Consider the following 21147-nt stretch of genomic DNA (forward strand, 5'->3'; position numbering starts at 1 on the left):
TCGTCGCGTCAGGCATACGTGAAGCGGTTGACGCGCCGGCGGAGGTCTTCGGACATGCGGGCGAGCTCGCTGACGGCGCCGCCCATCTGGTTGAAGACAGAGGCGTTCGATGCGGTCGCGGACGCGATGCCGGTGATGTTGCAGGCGATCTCGCCGGAGCCGGTGGCGGCCACGGCGACGCCGCGGGACATCTCGTTGGTGGTGACGGTCTGCTCCTCCACCGCGGAGGCGATGGTTCGCTGGAAGTCGTTGATCGAGGCCACGATCGTGGCGATCTCCCTGATGGCCCCCACGGCACTCGTGGTGTCGACCTGGATGGCCGCGATCCGGCGGGCGATGTCCTCGGCGGCCTTGGCAGATTCCTGGGCGAGCTCCTTGACCTCGGCCGCGACGACGGCGAAGCCCTTGCCGGACTCCCCGGCGCGGGCGGCCTCGATGGCCGCGTTCAGGGCCAGGAGGTTGGTCTGCTCGGCGATGGAGGTGATGACCTTGAGGACGTTGCCGATCTCCCCCGAGCTGACACCGAGCCTCGCCACGGTCTGGTTGGTCGACTCGGCGACCTCGGTGGCCTGCCCGGCGACCCGGGCGGCCTCGTTGGCGTTGTGGGCGATCTCCCGGATCGAGACGCCCATCTGCTCCGCGCCCGCGGCGACGCTCTGGACGTTCTGGGAGACCTGCTCGGCCGCGGCGGCGACCACCCCGGCCTGGACGGAGGTCTCCTCCGACCCGGCGGAGACCTGCGTGGTGGAGGCGGAGAGCTCCTCCGCGGCCGCGGCGACCTGCTGGGACGACGTGGCCGCGCCCGCGACGAGCGCGCGCAGGTTCGCGGTGGCGACGTCCAGCGAGGCCGCCATCTGACCCACCTCGTCGCGCTGGGGAAGGCTGGCCGTGCGGGTCAGGTCCCCGGCGGCCAGCGCGTCGGTGACCTTCTTGACCTCGCGGATGCCCGCCCCGATCCGGCGCGAGACCGCCAGGCCCAGGAGGATCGCCAGGACCGAGCCGACCACGGCCACCACCATCGAGACGATCCGGACCTGCACGGCCGTGGCCGCCGCCAGGTCCCGGCCTGCTCGCGAGTCCGCGTCCTGCAGCGAGACCACCGTGTTGATCGCCCCGTCGATGGACGTGCGCATGGCGATGAGGTCGTCGGCCCGACGGGCCCCCTCCACGACCTGGCCGGCGTCGAACAGCGCGTCGACCTCCGCCATGAGGGTGCGGTAGCCGTCGACGTCCGCGAGGGCCGGCGCGAGGACCGCCTTCTGCTCACCCGACGCGAACTCGGCGATGAATCGCTCCCCCAGGGTGCTGAGCCGCTTGAGCGCGGCGTCCGCCGTCCTCCGGTCCTGGACCTTCACCTCGGGGTGGGGGGTGAGCGCGGCCGTGGCGCCGCTGAGGTTCGCGAGGAGGAGCTGCGCCTTCATCTCCCCGGCGGTCTGGGTGGCACGCAGGTCCTGGGCGTACATGGCATCCGCCGTCGCGGCCAGCCGAGTCACGCCGGTGAGGCCGACCACCACGACGGCGACGGTCACCACCGTCATGAGGATCAGAGCGAACGTGATCTTCGTCGTGACCCTGAGGTCGGAGAAACCGCGACGACGTGCTCGTGCAAGCCTGCGGTACTTGGCCGGAACCGTAGCGATGGCGGAGCTCCTCGAACAGGTGGGAGGACCCACGGGTCGGACACAACGGCGTGCCTGGCTGCGTCGGCCGTGAGTCACCCTCGGGGCGGCCCTGCAGATAACACCGCTCCACATATCGGCAAGAACGTCGCCCCGCGTAGAAGTTGGAGGCGGCAAGCGCCCCCGGGGCCACGACGCTCGCTGCGCGGGGCCAGGATCATCCGCTGACGTCGACGTGGCGCTCGATCTCGACATTCCCCATCTCGTCGCGCAGGACGGCCTCGATGCGGTCGGCGCCCGCCTGGAGCGCGTCCTGCACGGCCAGACCCGCCGGCGCTGGGCCCGCGCCGACGCCGGCCGGCGCGAGGACTCCGACCATCTCGGTCTCGATCTGCGCCACGAGGGCGCGCCCGCGCTCGGACAGGTCCTTCTTCCGGTCCCCGACGAGGACGAACTGGTACGCCGCGGCGCTGGTGGTGCAGCCGGTGCAGTGGTCGTTGACCGCCTCGGCGCGGTTGTCGGGACGGATCGTGCGGGTCCTGGCCACGACCACCTGCACGGACACCGCCGCCGCGCGGCAGTTCTCGCACCGCGCCGTCGCCCGGGCCTCGTTGCGCACCTTCGTCACCTTGGCGCGGTGGACGCTGACGATCTGGAAGGTCACCGCCTCGGCCGCGCAGTCGTCGCAGCGGACCTTCGCGGATGCCTCCGCCTCCGCGCGCACGTGGCGGCCGGCGAGCTTCACCCGCCGCTCGGAGACGTCCCGGTCGATCGGCCGGTCCTCGTCCGGCCGCGCCTCGGACTCCGTCTCCACCGACCGGCCCCCGTGGGCGGACGCGGCGGGTGCGCCGCCGAGGGCGAGCAGCGCCGTCGTGGCGATGAGGACCGCCACCCGCCGCCGGGCGTTCACCGCAGCCCCCTGACCTCGATGAAGCTGTCCGCCACGGCGGCCGCCACCTCGTTCAGCGCGTCTCGCGTCCGGCGTCCGAGGCCGGCCAGGTCCGTCTGTGCGCCCTTCTCCAGCGCCTGGTCCCACGGGAGCTTCCCCACGTGGGCGCACCGCCTGGTGAAGTGGTCCTCGATCTGCTCGAGCGGCGCGCCGACGCCGGGCCGCACACCGTTGACGACCACGACCGCCCGCTCGACGAGGTCGGAGTGCCCGTGCTCGTCGAGCCAGTCGAGCGTGAGCGCTGCGGCCCGCGCCCCGTCGAGCGCGGGGCGGAGCACGAGCACGAGCTGGTCGGCGTCCGCGATGAGGCCCTGGTTCGCGCTGTCGAGAATTCCGGTGCCGGTGTCGAGGAGGATCAGGTTGTAGTAGGCGTCGAGGAGCGTGATGACACAGTGGTAGGAGTCCTGGGCGAGGGCCAGGCTGATCCGGGGGTCGTCGTCCGAGGCGAGCACCTCCAGCCGTGACGCGGGGGCCTGGGAGGTGTACCCCTGCAGGTCGGCGTAGCTGCGGATCGTCTCGAGGTTGCCGAGCACGTCCGTGATGGAACGGCGCGAGGGCTCGACCGGCCCGCGGGCCAGGCGGTACGCGAGGTTCCCGGCATCGGGGTTCGCGTCCACGGCGATGACACGGTCGCCGCGGTGGACGGCGAAGGTGCTCCCGAGGGCCAGCGCCAGCGTGGTCTTCCCGACCCCGCCCTTGCGGCTCATCACGACCACGCGCCGGGAACCGACGATGGGCGCCCGCATGCGGCCGAGCACCTCCAGGTGGCGCCGCTCCCGCGCGCCGGGGCGCGGGCTCACGCGCCCGGAGGTCGCCGCGTGCAGGAACCGCTGCCATCCCTCGGTGGCCGGCTCACGGCGTGGCGCGAACATCGCCGCGTCGGTGAAGGCCGCGGCGCTCAGCGGCGCCGGCGGTGGTGGCATCGGCTCGGGCGGAGGGCCCGCGGACGGCGAGCTGGCGCGGCCCGGCGGCGCACCCGCCGTCGGGCGCGACCCTGGCTCGGGCGGAGCCGGGCGGGCGGTGCCCGCGGCGGCCGGGGCCGGGTGTCCGGCGGGCTCCGCCGTCGGGCGGGACGGTCGCCCGGACGGTGCGGGCAGCGTCGCCGTGCCCACCGGGTCGTCGGTGGACCGGCGTTCGGCCGCGGGCTGGGACGGGTGGACCATGATCGGCCTCCGGAGGGGGACGGGGTGACGGCGTGCCGGGATCGTGGCGGCCGTGCGGCGGTGACGCAGCCGCGCGGCGATCCGGCGCCGGGCGGGTCGCAGCAGGAGCAGCGCGAGACGGCGGAGCACCAGCGCCAGGCCGGCCAGGGGCAGGGCGAGCAGCAGCACCGAGAGGACCGACCCGAGGAACAGCACCGGGGAGCGGGCGGCGAGCGCCTGGCCGGCCGTGCCCACGTGCACCGAGATCGCCGCGAGGGTGGTCGGGACGATGACGGGCAGGTGCCACAGCATCCAGGCGAACGCGGCGAGGAGCGTGGGGACGACGACGAGCACCCACGCCGTCACGATCCGCCTCGCGCCGGGCCGCAGCTCGGTGACTCTCGGGTCCTGTTCCCGCCCGGGGAGCAGGCCGCGCAGCACGGGGCCGACGCGGGCGAAGAGGTCCGGCACGCCCGCGAGGTCGGCGAGCACGAAGTACCCGTCGAAGCGCAGGTTCGGGATGAGCTGCTGCACCATCTCGACGTGCATGAGCAGGGCGGCGAGGAAGAAGACCTCCTGGCCGGTCGCGAGGAAGGCGGACCCGAGGGCGAGCAGGCACCAGACGTTGAAGTACAGACCGCCGAGGTCCGTGCGCAGCCGCCCGGCCCGGCCGAGCCGGTACGCGTCGGTGACGTCGGTGTAGAGGGCGGGGAAGACGACGTAGACGCCGGCGCCGATCACGCCCGGCGACGCGCCGCCGTAGACGCAGGCGGTGGCGTGCCCGATCTCGTGCACGACCGCGCCGACGGTGAGGAGCACGACCAGGACCGCAAGGTCGCCCGGCGTGGCGAGGACCTTCTGGAGGGCGGCGCCGGCGTCCGTCCCGTGGACGAGCGCGACGTCGAGGGCCACCAGGGCGGCGAGCGCGAGGACGACGACCGGGGGCCAGTACAGCGGCGCGAGCGCCGCGGCGAGCCGCCGGGCGCCGCGCGCCGGCACGAGGGTGAACCGCAGGCTCAGGCTCAGCAGGGGGCGGGCACGCGGCATTGCCGACGGCGGGGCCGGGGCCTCGAGGTCGGTGACCAGTCCCAGCGGGAGCAGCTTCGTCCGCGCCAGGTGGTCCAGGCCCTCGACGCCGAGCCGGCGGCCGAACGCGGCACTGACGGCGCCGGCGACCTCGTGCGCGCTCCGGGTGCCGCTGAGCTGCATGAGGACCAGGTGCAGGAGCTCCGAGACCTGCACCACCTGCCCGTCGCCGCGGCGGACGAGGTACGCGCGGTCCTTCAGGCCCGAGTCCTGGACCATGCCGAGTGAGGCCACCCCGGCGGCGCGGGACCAGCGCGCCGCGCCGTCGCCACCGGCGGGCCCGCCGCCCGCACGGTCGCCCCCCACGGCCGGCGCGGGCGGGGCGGCCGCGGCCCGGCCGCCTGGCGGGCGATAGATGCTCACACGACCTCGCCTGGGAGAGGGGAAGACGGGGAGCCCCGTGGGCCGGCCCTGTGCACCGGGCCGGCCCACCGGGCCGTGAGGCGCTAGCCGCCCAGGTTCAGCGAGCCGAGGCCCTGCGCGGCGTAGGCGTTCGCCGAGCTGCCGATGGTCGCGGCATTGATGGCGAAGGCCAGGTTCACCCCGACCACGGGGGCGACGGTGATGTCGAAGAAGAGGGTCTCCCTGGCGGGGAGCATCTCCGCCTCCTGGTGGTCGAGCTCGTTCTGGCTCAGTGTGGCTCCAGGATCCATGTGCACTGCCCTTTCCGCGGGACCGTGGTCCCGGCCTCGGACGTCACTTAAGACTGGACGATCGTCTGGACGGCCGCGCTGTATGCCGCCGAGTCGTACGTCACGGCATTGAGCGCCAGCGACGCGTTCGTGGCATACACGTTGGCGAAGCTGAGGTCGAAGGTCAGGGTCTCCCTCGTCGGCAGCAGCTCGGTGGCCTGGCCGTCGAGCTCGCCAGGTGTGAGGTCACGCATCTTGTTCACCCCCCTTCCGGCGTCGTGCTTGGTCCGGACGTGGCCAGTGAGCGCCCCGGGGCGTTACCCGCGCGTGACGGGCACGTCACACGCGACGGGGCGCCGCCCGTGACCAGGCGCGCACCGACGCCGTGACCTGTGGTGTTGCGCGCGACGCCAGGCGCGCCGCAATTTCACCCTTGACGGGCGTGTGGCTGGTGAGGAAAGTGAGACGTGACGCCGCACTGCGGCGCCACCAGCGCGGAGGCTTTTCTTCCGCGCACCGTCCCGGTGGTCGGGTCAAAGGGGACGAACCACATGGACTCGGAGCCAGTGCCCATCACCGGGAACGGAGCACGCTGGTCGCTCCGCCTCTTCGAGGGCTGGCAGCTCAGGAGCGACGGCACCGCGGTCGTGGTCGCCTACCGCGAACGCAGGTTGCTCAGCCTCCTGGCGCTCCAGGGGGAACGGCCCCGCGCGCACCTGGCGGGCCTCCTGTGGCCCGACAGCGACGAGAGCCGGGCGCACGGCAACCTCCGGGCGGCGGTCTGGCGCGTCCAGCACCTGCTGGTCGGGGTCCTCGAGGAGTCGCAGGGCATGATGCGCCTCGCCCCCGACGTGCGCGTCGACGTCCACGAGCTGCGCGACCTCGCCCACCGGCTGGCCTCGGCGGCGTTGCCCGACGTCGAGCACGCCCTGCACGTGCTCCACCGCGGCACGCTCCTGCCCGGCTGGTACGACGACTGGGTGCTGGAGGAGCGCGAGCAGCTGCACCAGCTGCGCCTCCGGGCGCTGGAGACGCTGGCGGACCGGCTGCTGGCGAGCGGGGACGTCGACGGCGCCCTGCAGGCCGCGATGGGCGCGGTCACCATCGAGCCCCTGCGGGAGAGCGCGCACCGGGCCCTCATCCGGGTGCACCTCATGGACGGCAACCACGTGGAGGCGGTGCGCGTCTACCGGGCGTTCCGCCTGCGGCTGAGCACCGAGCTCGGCATCTCCGTCTCCCCGCAGATCGTCGAGCTCGTCCGGCCGCTGCAGACCAGCCGGCCGATGCACTCCCGGCACCCGCGCCAGCTGCGCCGCGAGATCTGAGCCCGCCGGCGGCCGCCCCGGCCCGCCCCGCGGCGGCCGGTCCGGCCCCCGCTGGCCGTGCGGGTTCCCATTGCCGGTCCGCCCGGCGCGCCGCACAGTGGTCCGGTGACTCCTCATGATCCCGCCGCGGGCCCCGTTGCGTCCGACGGCGCCGCGCGGCTGCGGGGCGTCGCCCGCGAGGCCTTCGGCTGGGACGACCTGCGCCCCGGGCAGCCCGAGGCGATGGAGGCCGCGCTGGGCGGGCGGGACGTGCTGGCGGTGATGCCGACGGGGTACGGCAAGTCGGCCATCTACCAGGTGCCCGCCGTCCTGCTGGACGGCCCGACCATCGTCGTCTCGCCCCTGATCTCGCTGCAGCAGGACCAGGTCGCCGGGCTCGAGGCCGCCGACGGGGCGCCGGACGCGGTGGCGCTGAACTCCGCGCAGGACGCGTCGGAGAACGCGGAGTCCTGGCGAGCGGTCTCGCGGGAGGGCGCCGAGTTCCTCTTCCTCTCCCCCGAGCAGCTCGCCAAGGAGGAGGTGACCGACCGCGTCCGGGCGTTGCGGCCGTCGCTGTTCGTCGTCGACGAGGCGCACTGCGTCTCGTCCTGGGGGCACGACTTCCGCCCCGACTACCTTGCGCTGGGCGCCGTGGTCGAGCGGGTGGGACGCCCGGGGGTCATCGCCCTGACGGCGACGGCGGCCACCCCTGTGCAGGCGGAGATCGTCCAGCGCCTCGGCCTGCGGGACCCGCTCATGGTCAGCCGGGGCTTCGACCGGCCGAACCTGCGCCTGGAGGTCCGGCGCCACACCGACGCGGACGGCAAGCGGCGCGCGGTCCTGGAGCAGGTCGCGTCGCTGCCCGGGCCCGGTCTGCTGTACGTCGCGACCCGCAAGGACACCGAGCGCTACGCCGAGGCGCTGGCGGAGCGCGGGCTGCGGGTGGCGGCCTACCACGGCGGCAGGAGGGCGGACGACCGGGAGGAGGTCCACCGGGCCTTCCTCGAGGATGAGCTCGACGTGGTGGTCGCGACGTCGGCGTTCGGCATGGGGATCGACAAGCCGAACGTCCGCTTCGTCGTCCACGCCGACGCGCCGGACTCCCTGGACAGCTACTACCAGGAGATCGGCCGTGGCGGCCGCGACGGGGAGCCCGCGGTCGCCGTCCTGCACTACCGGCCGGAAGACCTGGGTCTGCGCCGCTTCTTCTCCACCGCGACGGTCGACGAGGACGCCCTGCGCACCGTCCTGACCGCCGTGCGCCGCGCCCGCACGCCGCAGCAGGCGACCGCGCTGCGCGCCGCGACCGGCCTCTCGCCGCGCAAGGTCACCGGCACGGTCAATCTCCTGCAGGAGGTGGGCGCCGTCGACCGCGGGCCGCGCGGCGTCGAGGCCGTGGGCGCCCTGGCCCCCAAGAAGGTCGTCGCACGCGCGGTCGAGGCCGCCGACTCCCGTGAGCGCATCGACAGGTCCCGCATCGAGATGATCCGGGGCTACGCCGAGACGCAGGACTGCCGCCGCCAGTTCCTGCTCGGCTACTTCGGCGAGCCGCACGACGGCGACTGCGGGAGCTGCGACCTCTGCCTCGCCCGGGTCGGGACGCAGGACGACGGGCGCGACGGCCCTCCCGCCGACGCCGCCGGTGCAGGTGGCGACGGCGACGGCGACGGCGAGGGCAACAGCACCGGCGGCGTCGGCGGCGGCCGCGCGACGGGGGGCGCCGGCCGGGACGGGCACACGAACGGGCACGCCGCTGATCCGTTCCCGCTCCAGGCCGTCGTCGAGCACCGGGAGTGGGGCTCCGGCGTGGTGATGCGCCACGAGGACGACCGCATCACCATCTTCTTCGAGCGCGAGGGCTACAAGACGCTCTCGCGGGACCTCATCGAGGAGCACGAGCTGCTGCACCGGGTGTAGGAGGCTCGCGCGAGGACCGGTCGTTGTCGACGGGTCGTGACCGCAGGCGTCGGCGTGCGGCCCGGCCCGGGTGCGCGCACGCTTGACCCGCACGACATCGTGACGTGGAGGTCACCATGGTTACCACCGCCCACGCCCCGACCCGCCGCCGGCGCGGGTTCCACCAGCGCCTCGCCCTCCTGGTCGCGCTCCTGTTCCTCGTGTTCGGGCTAGCGGGCTTCGCCGTCACGGGGCTCGGCGGCGTCACGGAGATCCGCTCGGCGGGGGACCTCCCGTCGCTCGGCGAGGAGGGGAGCCTCCTGCTCGGCTTCGGCATCAACCCGGTGCACAACGTCCTCCACGTCGTCGTCGGGTTGCTGGGCCTCCTGCTGTGGGCCCGGTCCGGGAGCGCGCGCCTGTTCGGCCTGATCCTGCTGGTCGGCTACGGCGCCGTGTACCTCTACGGCCGGCTCGCCCTGGACGGGAGGATGCCGAACTATCTCAGCCTCAACGCGGCGGACAACTGGCTGCACCTGGGCGCCGCCGCCGTCGGCCTCGTGATCATGCTCTGGCCCGCGCGGCGGCGGGTGGATGCACCGTCCCCCGGGCCCCGGCGCTGACCACACCCGGCCGCCGTCCCGCGCGCGGCCGCCGACCCGCGCGCGGCCGCCGACCCGCCTACATCTGGACGGTGCCGGTCTCCCCGCCCTCGTAGCGCTCCCCCGTGACCTTCGACTTCACCATGCTCAGCAGGGTCGTGACCCGCCCGCCCGGCGACTCCCAGTACTGCGCGGAGCCGGCGTGGACCTTGAGGAGCACGACCTCGGGGGTCGTGGGGCCGTCGGGGAACCAGGCCTCGACGACGCTGTTCCAGAGCTCCTCGACCTTGGCGCGGTCGCGCACCACCTCGGCGTCCCCGGACACCGACACCCACGAGGTGCCGGCGCTGAACGAGACGTTCACGCGGGGATCGGCACCGATCTCCGCGACCGTGTCCGAGCGCTCGTCCGCGAAGAACCAGAGGTCGCCGTCGAACTCGACCTCCTGGAGACCCATCGGCCTACTGACCAGGTTGTGCTCGGCGGCGTGGGTGGTGACCATCGCGATGCGCGCGTCTTTCACCAGCTCGGCGACCTTCTTGATGCCCTCGTCCTGGCTCATGCGTCTCCCCCGGTCTGCGGCGCTCCGCCGCGTGGCGAGACCCACGTAACCACGGTGCCTCCCTGTCGGCGAGCGCAGGGACGCCCCCGTCGTCGCCGCGCGTGGCCCGGCCACCGACGCGCGCGTAGCCTCCGGTCATGAGCCGACTCAGGCAGTTCCGGCGCGGCCGCCTGGTTTTCGACGTGCGCGACGAGGGCCCGGTCGACGGCGCCCCCGTCGTCCTGCTGCACGGCTTCCCGCAGGACGGCACGAGCTGGGACCGCGTGGTCCCGTCGCTGCACGGGGCCGGCCTGCGCACGCTCGTGCCGGACCAGCGCGGCTACTCCCCCGGGGCTCGGCCCCTCGAGCGCGCCGCGTACCGCCTCGAGTGGCTCGTGGCCGACGTCCTGGCCTTGCTCGACGCCGTCGGCGCGCCGCGCGCGCACCTGGTGGGGCACGACTGGGGCGGCGGGGTGGCCTGGGCCGCGGCGGCCGCCCATCCCGGCCGCGTCGCCTCCCTGACGGCCCTGTCGACGCCGCACCCCCGGGCGTTCCTGCGCTCCATGGCGGGCTCGACCCAGCTGCTGCGGTCCTGGTACATGGGGTTCTTCCAGCTGCCCCGGCTGCCCGAGGCCGTCGTCGGGCCGCGCCTGGAGGCGTCGCTGCGCGGGAGCGGGCTGCCCGCGGAGGACGCCGCCCGCTACGCCCGCCGGATGGCCGAGCCGGGCGCGCTGACGGCGGGGCTCAACTGGTACCGGGCGATGCCCCTGAGCAGGGCGGCCTTCCCGTCCGCCGTCACCGTCCCGACCACGTACATCTGGGGCCGCGACGACTTCGCCCTGGTCCGGAGGGCCGCCGAGCTCACGGCCGAGCACGTGGAGGGGACCTACCGGTTCGTGGAGATCCCCGCGGGGCACTGGCTGCCCGAGACGGAGCCCGAGGAGCTCGCCGAGCTCATCGTCGAGCAGGCGGGCGAGGCGGCGTAGGCCTCCGCCCCAGAGCGGGGACGACGAACGGGCCCGCGCCGGTCCGACCGGTGCGGGCCCGTTCGTGGTGTGGCGCCGCGGCGCCCGGCTCAGCGGGCGCCGGCGAGCGCCTCGTCGCGAACCGGGGTGTCGCCGGCCGCGTCGGCGACGTCGTGGTCCTCGCTGAAGAGGTCCTCCGCGTCGGCGGAGCTGTACTTCTCGACGTCGAGGATGCCCTCGCGCTTGGCGACGATCACCGGCACGAGCACCTGCCCCGCCACGTTGACGGCGGTGCGACCCATGTCGAGGATCGGGTCGATCGCCAGCAGCAGGCCCACGCCCGCCAGGGGCAGGCCGAGGGTGGAGAGGGTCAGGGTCAGCATGACGATCGCGCCGGTCAGGCCCGCGGTGGCGGCCGAGCCGACCACGGACACGAACGCGATGAGCAGGTAGTCGGTGACCGAGAGGTCGATGCCGAAGAACTGCGCGACGAAGATCGCGGCGATGGCCGGGTAGATGGAGGCGCAGCCGTCCATCTTGGTCGTCGAGCCAAGCGGCACGGCGAAGGAGGTGTAGGAGCGCGGGACGCCGAGGTTGCGCTCGGTCACGCGCTGCGTCACGGGCAGGGTGCCGATCGAGGAGCGTGAGACGAACGCGAGCTGGATGGCGGGCCAGGCGCCGCGGAAGTAGCGCATCACCGGCAGCCCGTGGCTCTTGAGGATGACCGGGTAGACCACGAACAGCACCAGGGCCAGGCCGACATAGATGGCGATCGCGAAGGTGCCCAGGCTGGCGAGGGAGTCCCACCCGTAGGTGGCGATGGCCTTGCCGACCAGGCCGAGCGTGCCGATCGGGGCCAGGCGGATGATCCACCACAGGACCTTCTGGATCACGGCGAGCACCGAGGCGTTGAGGGACAGGAACAGCTCGGCGCTCTTGCCCACGCGCAGCGCGGCGATGCCCACGACCAGGGCGATGACGATGATCTGCAGGACGTTGAAGCTCAGCCCCGTGGTCACGCCGGTGATGGCGCCGTCGTCCCCGATGGTCAGCGACCCGGAGGAGGTCAGGCCCAGGAAGTTGGCCGGGATGATGCCGGTGAGGAAGTCCAGCCAGCTGCCGGTCCGGCCAGGCTCTTCCGCCGCCGCGGCGTCGACGCCGGTGTTGGCGCCCGGCTGCAGCACGAGGCCCAGGCCGATGCCGATGAGGACCGAGACGAGCGCGGTGATGGCGAACCACAGGAGCGTCTGCCCGGCGAGCCGGGCGCCGTTCGCGACGCCGCGCAGGTTCGCGATGGAGGCCACGATTGCCGTGAAGACCAGCGGCGGGACGACGGCCTTGAGCAGGCTGATGAAGGAGGAGCCGATGGTGCTCAGCGTGACGGTCAGCCAGTTGGGCTCCGTCTCGGAGACGGGGCCCATGCTCAGGGCGAGCCAGCCGAGCAGGACGCCGACGACGAGCGCCGCGATGATCTGGACGCTGAAGGACGGCAGCCGCAACCGGCGGGTGGGCGCGCCCTCGGGGCGCGTGGTGGTGGACACGGATGGTGGCCTTTCAGGAGGCCGGGGTGCGTCCGGGCACCCCGGCGGGGGACGACGGCGCGCGCTCGGGCGCCGTCGGGGAGGTAGCCGTGAGAGTCACGGCAGGGAACAGGCACGGGACACCCGAACGGGCGCACGGGTTGGCCCTTGACGACGCGGTGCGTCGGGGCCGGGGGCTCGTCAGCGAGCCGGACAACACCTGCGCGTCGCACACATCGCGCTGGCCTGACGACAAAGGTCGACGGCGCGGCGCGCGGTGAGGTTCCAGGTGTTGACCACGACACTCCAGATCAGGTGAGGGGCCGCGAGACATACCGGCCCAGCGGCAACCATAGCGACGGCCACGGCCCTTTCAGGGGGGCAGCGGCCGGATGTGACCAACGTCCCATCCGGAACCCGGACCCGGACCCGGACCCGGCGTCAGCGTCCGGCCTCGGCCGCCTCCTCGCGCAGCACGGCCGTGAGCGTGTCCAGGGCGAGGTGGAGGTCGTCGCTGCTGATCGTCAGCGGCGGCGCCAGCCTGAGCGTCGAGCCGTGGGTGTCCTTGGTGAGGATCCCGCGCGCGGCGAGCCGCTCGCTGGTGGCGCGCCCGCTCAGCCCGAGGGCCGGCTCGACGTCGAGGCCCGCCCACAGGCCGACGGTGCGCGCCGCGCGCAGGAGGCCCTCGGCGACGAGGGCGTCGGTACGCTCGCGCAGCTCGGCGCCCAGCTCGCGGGCCCGGGCCTGCAGGTCGCCCGGTGTCAGCAGGTCCACGACGGCCAGCGCGACGGCGCACGCGAGCGGGTTGCCGCCGAACGTGGAGCCGTGCGTGCCGGGCGTGAGCACGGAGAGCACGTCCCGGCGGCCGACGACCGCCGAGACGGGCAGGAGTCCGCCGCCCAGCGCCTTGCCAAGCGTGGTCAGGTCCGCGCGCACCCCGACCAGCTCCTGCGCCAGCGTCGTGCCCGTGCGCCCGAGCCCCGACTGGATCTCGTCCAGGACGAGCAGGGTGTTGCTGACCGAGCAGAGGGTGCGCAGGCGCGGGAGGTAGTCGGGCGGCGGGATGATCACGCCGGACTCGCCCTGGATGGGCTCGACGAGGACCGCCACCGTGGTCTCGTCGATCGCCGCGGCCACCGCGTCGGCGTCGGCGTACGGCACGATCCGGAACCCCGGCGTGTACGGGCCGAACCCGTCGCGCATGTCCGGGTCCGAGCTCATCGAGACCGTCGTGGTGGTCCGGCCGTGGAAGGCACCCTCGGCGACGACGATCGTCGCCGCGCCGTCCGGCACGCCCTTGACGTCGTACCCCCACTTGCGGGCGGCCTTCACGGCCGTCTCGACGGCCTCCGCGCCGGTGTTCATCGGCAGCAGCATCTGCGTGCCGGTCAGCCCGGTGACCGCCGTCGCCAGCGGTTCGAGGAGGTCGTGGTCGAACGCGCGGGAGGTGAGCGTGAGCCGGCCGAGCTGCGCCTGCGCGGCCGCCACCAGGGCGGGGTGCCGGTGGCCGAAGTTCAGCGCCGAGTAGCCCGCTAGGCAGTCCAGGTAGCGGCGGCCGCGGACGTCGGTCACCCAGGAGCCCTCGCCGGCGGTCAGGACGACGTCGAGCGGATGGTAGTTCGGGGCGAGGGCGCTCGGCCGGGCCGGGGACACCTCGGCGTGGTCGAGCACGGCGCACCTCCCTCGGCGCTGGTGAGGACGACGCTAGGGCCCGCCGATCGCGTTGGAAAGGGTCGGCGCGGCGGGCGCGCGCCGGGCGCCTAGCCCTTGTTCCAGGGGACGTCGACGGGGCTGAGCCCCTCGTCCTTGCTGCGCGCGGGGACCACCATGACGGGGCAGACGGCGTGGTGGAGCACGGCCTGGCTCGTGGAGCCGAGCAGCAGCCCCGCGAAGCCGCCGCGCCCCCGGGAGCCCACCACGACGAGCTCGACGGCGGTGGAGAACTCGGCCATGAGAGCGGCCGCGTTGCCGTCCAGCGCGTGCTGACGGACCCGCACCTGGCGCTCCCCCACCGCCGATGCCACGGCGACGCCGAGGCCCTCGCGCACGTCGGCGAGGACCTCCTCGCGGTCGACCGCCGCGGGCAGCCACGCCATGGCGCCCGCGCCGGTGGCGATCGGCACCGCGGCGACCGCCGTCAGCTCGGCGTCCCACAGGGCGGCCTCCTCCACGGCGCGGCGCAGCGCCACGCGGGCCGAGTCGGACCCGTCCACGCCGACCACGATGCGCTGCACCGGGGTGAAGCTGCGGCCACCGACCAGGGGGACGACGACGGTGGGGCAGTGTGCGTGCGCGGGCAGCGCCGAGGACACCGTGCCGAGCAGCCGGTCGGTGAAGCCACCGCCGCCGCGCGTGCCGACGACCACCAGGTGCGCCTCGCGCGAGAGATCCACCAGCACCCCGGCGGGGTCGCCGGTCTCCAGGGCGGACGTGACCACGAGACCCGAGCCGTCGCAGCGCGCCACGGCCTCGTCGACGACGGCCTGCGCCCCCTGCTGGATCGCCGTGTCGTCCAGGGCGGCGTACCCGCCGTCCAGGGACGCGGCCGTGAAGGAGGGCAGGGCGTACGCACAGACGATGTGCAGCCGCCAGCCGGTCCGCCGGGCCTCGGCGACCGCCCAGTCCACGGCAACGAGGCTCGCCTCCGAGCCGTCGACCCCGACTACCACGACCTTCTCGTGGGACATGACCGCCCCTTCCTGTGCTTGGCCATCCGTTGACCTCATTGTGCCCTGTCTTGACCCCCGTGTACGGGGACCTCCGGGCCGATCGGCGATCCGTCGCCGGCCGCCGGAGGGACGGGGGGACGACGACGGCGGCCCGTCCCCTCGTGAGGGACGGGCCGCCGTCGTGGTCGAGCCGGTTGGCTCGGAGCACCCGAGGGTTCGGGCGGGACTCAGGCCACCCGGATGAAGACCGGGTTCTTGAGGTAGATCGGGCTCTCGTGGAGGCCGGTGCCCGGGCTGCGGGCGGCGATGTGGTTGCCGTTGCCGGTGTAGATGCCGACGTGGCCGGGACCCCAGACCAGGTCGCCGGGGCGGGCCTGGGCGGCGGACACGACGGTGCCCGCGGCGCGCTGGGCGCTCGAGGTGCGCGGCAGGTTGATCCCGGCCTGCGCGAAGACGTACGCGGTGAACCCGGAGCAGTCGAAGCCGGCCGGGGTGGTGCCGCCGTAGACGTACGGCGTGCCCACGTACTTGCGGGCGATGTTGACGATCTGGCTGGCCGAGGCGGACGCCGGGGCCGCGGCGGCGGGGGCTGCGGCGGGGGCCGCGGCGGTCGCCGGGGCGGCGGTCGCCGCGGTGGCCAGGGCGGCCCGCTCGTTGCTGCGCGAGGCGGCAGGCGCGGGGCGCGTCGCGCGCTCGACGACGGGAGCCGGCTCGGGCTCCGGCGCCGGCGTGGCCTTGGCGGCCACGGGCTCGACGCTCCACTCGATGGTCGCGGGGACCGTGACCGTGGGCGTGGTGACCATGGCGGTCATGGCCTCGGCGGTGACGGAGGAGACGTCGGCCTTCGGCTGCGCCGCGGCCTGGTTGGTCGTGGCGCCGGCGGCCGTGGCCGCCATCGTGAGGACGAGGCCGGAGGAGGCGACGGCGGCGACGCCGCGGCGGACGTTGCTCCCCGCGAGTCGCTGCCCGAAGGTCGTCAGGGGGGTGGAGGGACGTCGCGCCACGCGGTGGCGTGCGCCGGTCATGGTGGTGCTGCTGGTCACTGGATACCTCTCCTGCTCCTGCGGGGTGAGCTGTCGGGTTCGGGCCGGAGAAGCCCGGTGCGCCGGAGATGGCCGCACTTCACCCCAAGGCCCTGGTTGCCCGGGACCGCGAACACTGGTTCCCCCGTCCCTGCCTACGAGGTAGTACGGAGCTCCGGTGCGGCGGCAGGGTTCGGACTCCGCCCGGAGGCTTCACGAAGAAGGGATTCGGAAGCGGTGGAGACGTTACGGGAACGGATCCCCGAATGTCACGGTTAGATCACGGACCGTGGTTCAACTCACATCTCGCCGGCCGGGCGCCCACCGACGGGATATGGCCGCGGACGGACGAATGCGCAGGTGGGGGCGCCGTGCCTCCCGGTATCGGGCGAGCGACGCCGCGAGCGGTGGGGTCACCCCGGTGGGGTGGGAAGCGCCCCGGGTACGTGACGTCGGCGCCAGGGCCGGCCAGCGCGGCGGCCGCGGACCGACGCGGCAGGGTGGCGGCGTCGACGGGGCGGGCCAACGCGGCGGCGGTCGGGGCGGGCCGGCCGGCGCGGGGGCCGCGAGCCGCGACGTCGCACCGGTTGACCACGCGCGCCTGCGCACTGGCCGAAGCTTTCGTACGGATTGTCAGTACGAAGTTTTCGGCGTGATGCGATCTGGCCCGGGCCGCACCGCCCGGGCCAGCGTCACCGCCTCGGCGGCGGCCCGAGGGACGGCGGTGCGAGGGAAACGGGGTCAGCTGGTCACGAAGAGGTGCCGGGTGATGTCCTCCGGGAGGTCGAGCATCATCGGCGAGCCCGGCGCGTGCAGGGTCACGAGGTCCAGGTCGGGCCGCACCAGCACCTCGACGCGGACACCCGGGAGCAGCCCGACCTCCGCCATGCGGCCCAGCAGCTCGACGTCGACCTGCAACGGCTCACCGATGCGGGCCAGCACCACCTCGAACGCGACCTCGCGCTCGCCGGCCACGGCGGGCCCGCTGCCCGGCGTGGTGACGGGCGGGACGGCGTGCGGCACGGCCGAACCGGTCACCGCCGCGTGGGTCACGTGGCTCGCGCCGGCGTGCGAGGAGGCGGCGCCGACGACCCCGGCGGGCGCGCGCTCAGCCGCGATGTCGGCGAGCGAGCGCACCTGCGCCTGCGGGGCCGCCGCGCTGACGTCCCCGAGCTGCTCGAGGCCGGGGATCGGGTTGCCGTACGGGTCGATGTGCGGGTGGTCGAGCAGGTCGAGCAACCGGCGCTCGACGCGCTCGCTCATGACGTGCTCCCACCGGCACGCCTCCTCGTGCACGAACGCCCACTCCAGGCCGACGACGTCGGTGAGCAGACGCTCGGCGAGCCGGTGCTTGCGCATCACCTTGGTGGCCTTCGTCCGGCCCTCGTCGGTGAGCTGGAGCTGGCGGTTGCCGGTGAGCAGGAGAAGGCCGTCGCGCTCCATCCGGGCGACGGTCTGCGAGACGGTGGGACCAGAGTGCCCGAGCCGCTCCGCGATGCGGGCGCGCAGCGGCACCACGCCCTCCTCCTCCAGCTCGTAGACCGTCTTGAGGTACATCTCGGTGGTGTCGATCAGGTCGCTCACGCGTCCCCCGCTCTCTGTGCAGGTCCTGGGGCGTCGGCGCCGCACCGGCGCCGGCCGCAGGCCGTCCAGCTCCCAGGATAGGGAGAACCGGCCAACAAGAGGCCGATCCGCCCACGTCCGAGGACGGAGACGTTTCGGTCGTCTGTTTCTCCTTCTGGTCGACCGCACCTATCCTGCACGTGATGCTGACCACACCCCAGCCCGAGAACGCCCCGGACGGCCCCAACCTGCCGGCGATCTTCGCCGTGAATCCCGACACAGGTGCGCCCGCCTACCGCGGCCGCGACGTCGCCACACTGGCCGGTACGCCGTTCGACGAGGTGTGGGGCCTGCTCGTCGACGGCGCCGGCACGCGGCGGCTCCCACCGGCGGAACCGTTCCGGCTTCCGGCGCGCACGGGTGACGTCCGGGCGGACGTGCTCTCCGCGCTGGCGCAGCTGACGCCGGCGTGGGCGTACCGGCCGCTGCTGGACATCTCCGTCGAGGAGGCGCGCGACAACCTGGCCCGCGCCTCGGTGATGACGATGAGCTTCGTGGCGCAGTCCGCCCGCGGGGAGGACGTCCCTGCCGTGCCCCAGCGCGAGATCGACCTCGCCGACGGCCTCACCGAACGGTTCCTCGTGCGCTGGCGCGGTGAGGCCGACCCCGCCGCCCGTGAGGCGCTGGAGACCTTCTGGCTCGCGATGGCCGAGGACGGGCTCTCGCCCTCGACCCGCACCGCGCGCCTGGCCGCCCAGATGGGGTCCGACGCCGCCTCCTGCCTGGCGGCGGCGGTCGCGGTGGCCGGCGGGCCCTTCGGCGGCGGTGCCGTCGCCCGCGGCCTGGCGCTCGTCGAGGAGGCCGAGCGCACCGGCGACGCGGGCGCCGTCGTGACCGCGCACCTGGCCAGCCACGGCACGCTGCCCGGTTTCGGCGAGCAGATGGTGCCCACGGACTCGCGGGTCGCGATGCTGCGCGACGCCTGCGTGCGGGCGGGCGCGCCCCGGGTGGAGGTGGGCGACGCCGTCGCACGCGCCGGCGAGGAGGCCATGACGGCGCTGGCGGAGAGCGCGGGCTCGCCGGCCCCGAGGTTCCCCCCGCCGGCACTCCCGCCCGCGCTGGCGCTCGCCGAGCTGTCGGGGGCCCAGGCACGGGCGGGCTACCGGCCCAACGCCATGTTCTGGGCCGCCATCCTCCTCGACCACGTCGGCGTCGCCCCGCGCCTGCTCAGCGCGCTGTACATGTGCGGGCGCACCGCGGGCTGGTCGGCCCACGTCCTGGAGGTGCAGCGGGCGCTGCAGGGGTGACCGGCGCCGGGACCGTCCGGGACGCGTCGGCCCGTGATCCTGGACGCGCCGCCGCCCGGTCCGCCGTCGGTGGGATGATCCCCGGTCATGGAGACCCTCACCATCCCCACCAACCTCCTCCCCGCCGACGGGCGCTTCGGCTGCGGCCCGAGCAAGGTCCGGCCCGCGCAGGTCGACATGCTGGCCGCGCTCGGCGGGACGGTGCTGGGCACCTCCCACCGCCAGGAGCCGGTGCGCGCGCTCGTGCGCCGGGTGCGCGAGGGCGTGGCCGCGCTGCTCGGCGCCCCGGAGGGTTACGAGGTCGTCCTGGGCAACGGCGGCTCCACGGCCTTCTGGGACGCCGCGACGTTCTCCCTGGTCCGCGAGCGCGCCCAGCACGCCGACTTCGGCGAGTTCGGCCACAAGTTCGCCACCGGCACGGCCCGCGCCCCCTTCCTGAGGGACTCCGACATCCGCACCGCGCCCGCCGGCGCCCTCGCCCGCTGCGCCCCGGCCGAGGGCATCGACGTCTACGCCTACCCGCACAACGAGACCTCCACCGGCGTCCTCTCCCCCGTCGAGCGTGTGGCGGAGGACGGCGCCCTGACGGTCGTGGACGCGACGTCGGCCGCCGGCGGGGTCGCCGTCGACCTGGCCGAGACGGACGTGTACTACTTCGCCCCGCAGAAGAACTTCGCCTCCGACGGCGGCCTGTGGCTTGCGGTCGCCTCCCCGGCCGCCCTCGAGCGCATCGCGGAGGTCACGGCGAGCCGCTGGGTGCCGGACTTCCTCAACCTTCAGCTCGCGGTCGAGAACTCCCGCAAGGACCAGACGCTCAACACCCCGGCCGTCGCCACGCTGATCCTGCTCGCCGAGCAGGTCGAGTGGATGCTGGAGAACGGCGGCCTCGACTGGGCCGCCGGGCGGACGGCGCGGTCGTCCGGGGCCCTGTACGACTGGGCCGGGTCCCGGGACTTCGCGGCGCCGTTCGTGGCGGAGCCGGCCCACCGCTCCCCGGTGGTCGGGACCATCGACTTCGACGACGCCGTGGACGCGAAGGCGCTGGCCGCGACGCTCCGCGCGAACGGGATCATCGACGTCGAGCCCTACCGCAAGCTCGGCCGCAACCAGCTCCGCGTGGGGATGTTCCCGGCCGTGGACCCGGCGGACGTCGTGGCGCTGACCGCGTGCGTGGACTACCTGGTCGAGCGGTCCGCCTGACCGGCCGCGCCTCGGCGGCCGGGGCTACCGCGGTAGCCCCGGCCGGCCGGGGCTACCCCGGCCGCTGCGCGCTGCCCATGATCTCCGGGACGAGGGCGGAGAAACGGCGCAGGAGCGCGGCGTTGCCGGCATCGCCGCCCGCGGTGTTCGCGCTGCGCCACAGGCCGAGACCCGGCTCCAGCTGCCGGGCGAGGACGAGGACGGCGTCCCACAGCACGGTGTTCGAGACCGAGGACAGCGGTGCGGTCTCGGGCGCCCCGGGCGGCCAGCTGGCATCGCCCGGCGGCACCTCGGTGTCGATGACCACGTCGGCGATCTCCTCGAGCCGCACACCGGCCCGGGCCGGGGCGGCGCGGGACGCGCGCACGGACGTCACGGCGACGACCGCGGCACCGCGTTCGCGGGCGTGCCGGGCCACCTCGACCGGATAGAAGTTGATGCCGGAGCTGGAGAAGATCACGAGCGCGTCGCCCCGGCGGATCGGGGACGCCCCGACGACCGACGGGCCGAGCCCCTCGGTCCGTTCCGCCGCGGTGGACCGCGCCGCGCCGTGCAGGGGCAGCAGGTCGGGGTGCCACAGGGGCCGGACGTGGGCGAGGCCGCCTGCCCGGAAGAAGGTCTCGATGACGCCCGCGATGGAGTGGCCCGCGCCGGCGCTGTACACCAGCCTGTCGTCCTTCCAGGTGGTCACGACGAGCTGGGCCGTCGCGCGGAGCGGTCTCGCAGCGGAATTGGTCACGGTTCTCGCAGCGCGATCTGGCGGCTCAGACCTCAGGCGCGTCGCTCGCTCTGGATCCGTTCCCCTGTCAGGCGTGGGCCCCATCGTCTGGCCGGGTTGAAGAAGTCGGCGCACGGCAGCGCGCGCGAGCAACAACACCAGGACCAGCAGAGTCACCGAAAGGAAGCCGCCGAGGCTGACCCGGTAACCGAAGACGAGGTCGACTGCTCCCAGGACAAGGAACTTGCTACCGAACAGCACTACCCACAGCGCGAGCCCAGCAAGAACCTTCCCGGCCGCGGCGGAGGCTTGGCGAAACCGTCCTTTCACCCGTTTCTTGACTAGAACGACGGCCTCGAGCACGCCCTACAGATTGAGCACGACTACGTACACGAAGTGTCGACGATCGCTGCGG

The 21147-nt window shown here is 74.2% G+C and carries 19 protein-coding genes and 1 riboswitch; of the genes, 6 read left to right on the forward strand and 13 right to left on the reverse strand.

The features are described 5' to 3' along the window. Positions 1 to 8: 8 nt before the first annotated feature. The 5 genes from EJK16_RS15765 to EJK16_RS15785 form a co-directional block, all read right to left on the reverse strand. The gene (locus EJK16_RS15765; RefSeq protein WP_370276069.1) at positions 9 to 1874 is read right to left on the reverse strand and encodes a methyl-accepting chemotaxis protein; all 1866 of its coding nucleotides are present in this window, start codon (positions 1872 to 1874) and stop codon (positions 9 to 11) included. Further along, positions 1837 to 2529 (reverse strand): hypothetical protein, encoded by a 693-nt coding sequence (locus EJK16_RS15770; RefSeq protein WP_127131027.1) that lies wholly within the window; start codon positions 2527 to 2529, stop codon positions 1837 to 1839. Before EJK16_RS15770 ends, EJK16_RS15765 begins: the two co-directional genes overlap by 38 nt. Continuing rightward, a complete protein-coding gene (locus tag EJK16_RS15775) occupies positions 2526 to 5159 on the reverse strand; it encodes a MinD/ParA family protein (RefSeq protein ID WP_127131029.1) in 2634 nt (877 codons plus the stop codon). Before EJK16_RS15775 ends, EJK16_RS15770 begins: the two co-directional genes overlap by 4 nt. An 83-nt stretch (positions 5160 to 5242) precedes the next feature. Continuing rightward, positions 5243 to 5449 carry a hypothetical protein gene (locus tag EJK16_RS15780; RefSeq protein ID WP_127131031.1) on the reverse strand — a complete coding sequence of 69 codons (207 nt, stop codon included), beginning with the start codon at positions 5447 to 5449 and terminating at the stop codon, positions 5243 to 5245. A 47-nt stretch (positions 5450 to 5496) separates the two neighbouring features. Then, positions 5497 to 5682, reverse strand: coding sequence for a hypothetical protein (locus tag EJK16_RS15785; protein ID WP_127131033.1), 186 nt, complete (start codon positions 5680 to 5682; stop codon positions 5497 to 5499). 297 nt (positions 5683 to 5979) lie between these two features. Between EJK16_RS15785 and EJK16_RS15790 the strand changes: the two genes are divergently transcribed. The 3 genes from EJK16_RS15790 (at position 5980) to EJK16_RS15800 (ending at position 9248) form a co-directional block, all read left to right on the forward strand. After that, positions 5980 to 6753 carry a BTAD domain-containing putative transcriptional regulator gene (locus EJK16_RS15790; RefSeq protein WP_127131035.1) on the forward strand — a complete coding sequence of 258 codons (774 nt, stop codon included), beginning with the start codon at positions 5980 to 5982 and terminating at the stop codon, positions 6751 to 6753. Between the two features lie 105 nt (positions 6754 to 6858). Next, entirely contained in the window at positions 6859 to 8649 is a 1791-nt protein-coding gene (locus EJK16_RS15795; RefSeq protein ID WP_240646112.1) for an ATP-dependent DNA helicase RecQ, read from the forward strand. 116 nt (positions 8650 to 8765) lie between these two features. Further along, entirely contained in the window at positions 8766 to 9248 is a 483-nt protein-coding gene (locus tag EJK16_RS15800) for a DUF4383 domain-containing protein (protein WP_127131037.1), read from the forward strand. Between the two features lie 58 nt (positions 9249 to 9306). Here EJK16_RS15800 and EJK16_RS15805 read toward each other — a convergent pair whose 3' ends face one another. Further along, positions 9307 to 9789: a pyridoxamine 5'-phosphate oxidase family protein gene (locus EJK16_RS15805; RefSeq protein WP_127131039.1), complete on the reverse strand. Its 483-nt coding sequence runs from the start codon at positions 9787 to 9789 to the stop codon at positions 9307 to 9309. Between the two features lie 137 nt (positions 9790 to 9926). On the opposite strand from EJK16_RS15805, the gene EJK16_RS15810 reads away from it, so the two are divergent. Next, positions 9927 to 10754, forward strand: a complete 828-nt coding sequence (locus EJK16_RS15810; protein ID WP_127131040.1) for an alpha/beta fold hydrolase — start codon at positions 9927 to 9929, stop codon at positions 10752 to 10754. 89 nt (positions 10755 to 10843) lie between these two features. Here EJK16_RS15810 and EJK16_RS15815 read toward each other — a convergent pair whose 3' ends face one another. The 6 genes from EJK16_RS15815 to EJK16_RS20345 all read right to left on the reverse strand — a co-directional run bounded on the left by EJK16_RS15815 (position 10844) and on the right by EJK16_RS20345 (position 17528). Then, positions 10844 to 12274, reverse strand: coding sequence for a dicarboxylate/amino acid:cation symporter (locus EJK16_RS15815; protein ID WP_127131041.1), 1431 nt, complete (start codon positions 12272 to 12274; stop codon positions 10844 to 10846). Positions 12275 to 12454: 180 nt separating this feature from the next. Continuing rightward, entirely contained in the window at positions 12455 to 12607 is a 153-nt protein-coding gene (locus tag EJK16_RS20665) for a putative leader peptide (protein ID WP_370276076.1), read from the reverse strand. A gap of 87 nt (positions 12608 to 12694) precedes the next feature. Then, positions 12695 to 13924 carry an ornithine--oxo-acid transaminase gene (gene rocD, locus EJK16_RS15820; protein ID WP_127131042.1) on the reverse strand — a complete coding sequence of 410 codons (1230 nt, stop codon included), beginning with the start codon at positions 13922 to 13924 and terminating at the stop codon, positions 12695 to 12697. An 89-nt stretch (positions 13925 to 14013) separates the two neighbouring features. After that, entirely contained in the window at positions 14014 to 14940 is a 927-nt protein-coding gene (locus tag EJK16_RS15825) for a universal stress protein (RefSeq protein WP_127131044.1), read from the reverse strand. A 209-nt stretch (positions 14941 to 15149) separates the two neighbouring features. Further along, positions 15150 to 15965 carry a C40 family peptidase gene (locus EJK16_RS20475; RefSeq protein ID WP_255411513.1) on the reverse strand — a complete coding sequence of 272 codons (816 nt, stop codon included), beginning with the start codon at positions 15963 to 15965 and terminating at the stop codon, positions 15150 to 15152. Between the two features lie 2 nt (positions 15966 to 15967). Continuing rightward, positions 15968 to 16127, reverse strand: a riboswitch (cyclic di-AMP (ydaO/yuaA leader). Positions 16128 to 16685: 558 nt separating this feature from the next. Beyond that, a complete protein-coding gene (locus tag EJK16_RS20345; RefSeq protein ID WP_240646113.1) occupies positions 16686 to 17528 on the reverse strand; it encodes a metal-dependent transcriptional regulator in 843 nt (280 codons plus the stop codon). A 182-nt stretch (positions 17529 to 17710) separates the two neighbouring features. Between EJK16_RS20345 and EJK16_RS15840 the strand changes: the two genes are divergently transcribed. Together EJK16_RS15840 and serC are read left to right on the forward strand one after the other, a co-directional pair. Beyond that, positions 17711 to 18814: a citrate/2-methylcitrate synthase gene (locus EJK16_RS15840; RefSeq protein ID WP_127131046.1), complete on the forward strand. Its 1104-nt coding sequence runs from the start codon at positions 17711 to 17713 to the stop codon at positions 18812 to 18814. Positions 18815 to 18901: 87 nt separating this feature from the next. After that, a complete protein-coding gene (gene serC, locus EJK16_RS15845) occupies positions 18902 to 20014 on the forward strand; it encodes a phosphoserine transaminase (RefSeq protein WP_127131048.1) in 1113 nt (370 codons plus the stop codon). 52 nt (positions 20015 to 20066) lie between these two features. Here serC and EJK16_RS15850 read toward each other — a convergent pair whose 3' ends face one another. Further along, positions 20067 to 20753, reverse strand: a complete 687-nt coding sequence (locus EJK16_RS15850) for a sugar isomerase domain-containing protein (protein ID WP_164737374.1) — start codon at positions 20751 to 20753, stop codon at positions 20067 to 20069. Between the last annotated feature and the right edge of the window lie 394 nt (positions 20754 to 21147).

The sequence above is a fragment of the Georgenia sp. SYP-B2076 genome, assembly GCF_003991205.1.
GTDB lineage: Bacteria > Actinomycetota > Actinomycetes > Actinomycetales > Actinomycetaceae > Georgenia.

Coding starts and splice junctions, on each gene's coding strand:
- EJK16_RS15790 (WP_127131035.1), top strand. CDS start 5,980: ATGGACTCGGAGCCAGTGCCCATCACCGGGAACGGAGCACGCTGGTCG.
- EJK16_RS15825 (WP_127131044.1), bottom strand. CDS start 14,940: ATGTCCCACGAGAAGGTCGTGGTAGTCGGGGTCGACGGCTCGGAGGCG.
- EJK16_RS20665 (WP_370276076.1), bottom strand. CDS start 12,607: ATGGTTGCCGCTGGGCCGGTATGTCTCGCGGCCCCTCACCTGATCTGG.
- EJK16_RS15765 (WP_370276069.1), bottom strand. CDS start 1,874: ATGTCGAGATCGAGCGCCACGTCGACGTCAGCGGATGATCCTGGCCCC.
- EJK16_RS15840 (WP_127131046.1), top strand. CDS start 17,711: ATGCTGACCACACCCCAGCCCGAGAACGCCCCGGACGGCCCCAACCTG.
- EJK16_RS15785 (WP_127131033.1), bottom strand. CDS start 5,682: ATGCGTGACCTCACACCTGGCGAGCTCGACGGCCAGGCCACCGAGCTG.
- EJK16_RS15805 (WP_127131039.1), bottom strand. CDS start 9,789: ATGAGCCAGGACGAGGGCATCAAGAAGGTCGCCGAGCTGGTGAAAGAC.
- EJK16_RS15780 (WP_127131031.1), bottom strand. CDS start 5,449: ATGGATCCTGGAGCCACACTGAGCCAGAACGAGCTCGACCACCAGGAG.
- EJK16_RS15810 (WP_127131040.1), top strand. CDS start 9,927: ATGAGCCGACTCAGGCAGTTCCGGCGCGGCCGCCTGGTTTTCGACGTG.
- serC (WP_127131048.1), top strand. CDS start 18,902: ATGGAGACCCTCACCATCCCCACCAACCTCCTCCCCGCCGACGGGCGC.
- EJK16_RS15800 (WP_127131037.1), top strand. CDS start 8,766: ATGGTTACCACCGCCCACGCCCCGACCCGCCGCCGGCGCGGGTTCCAC.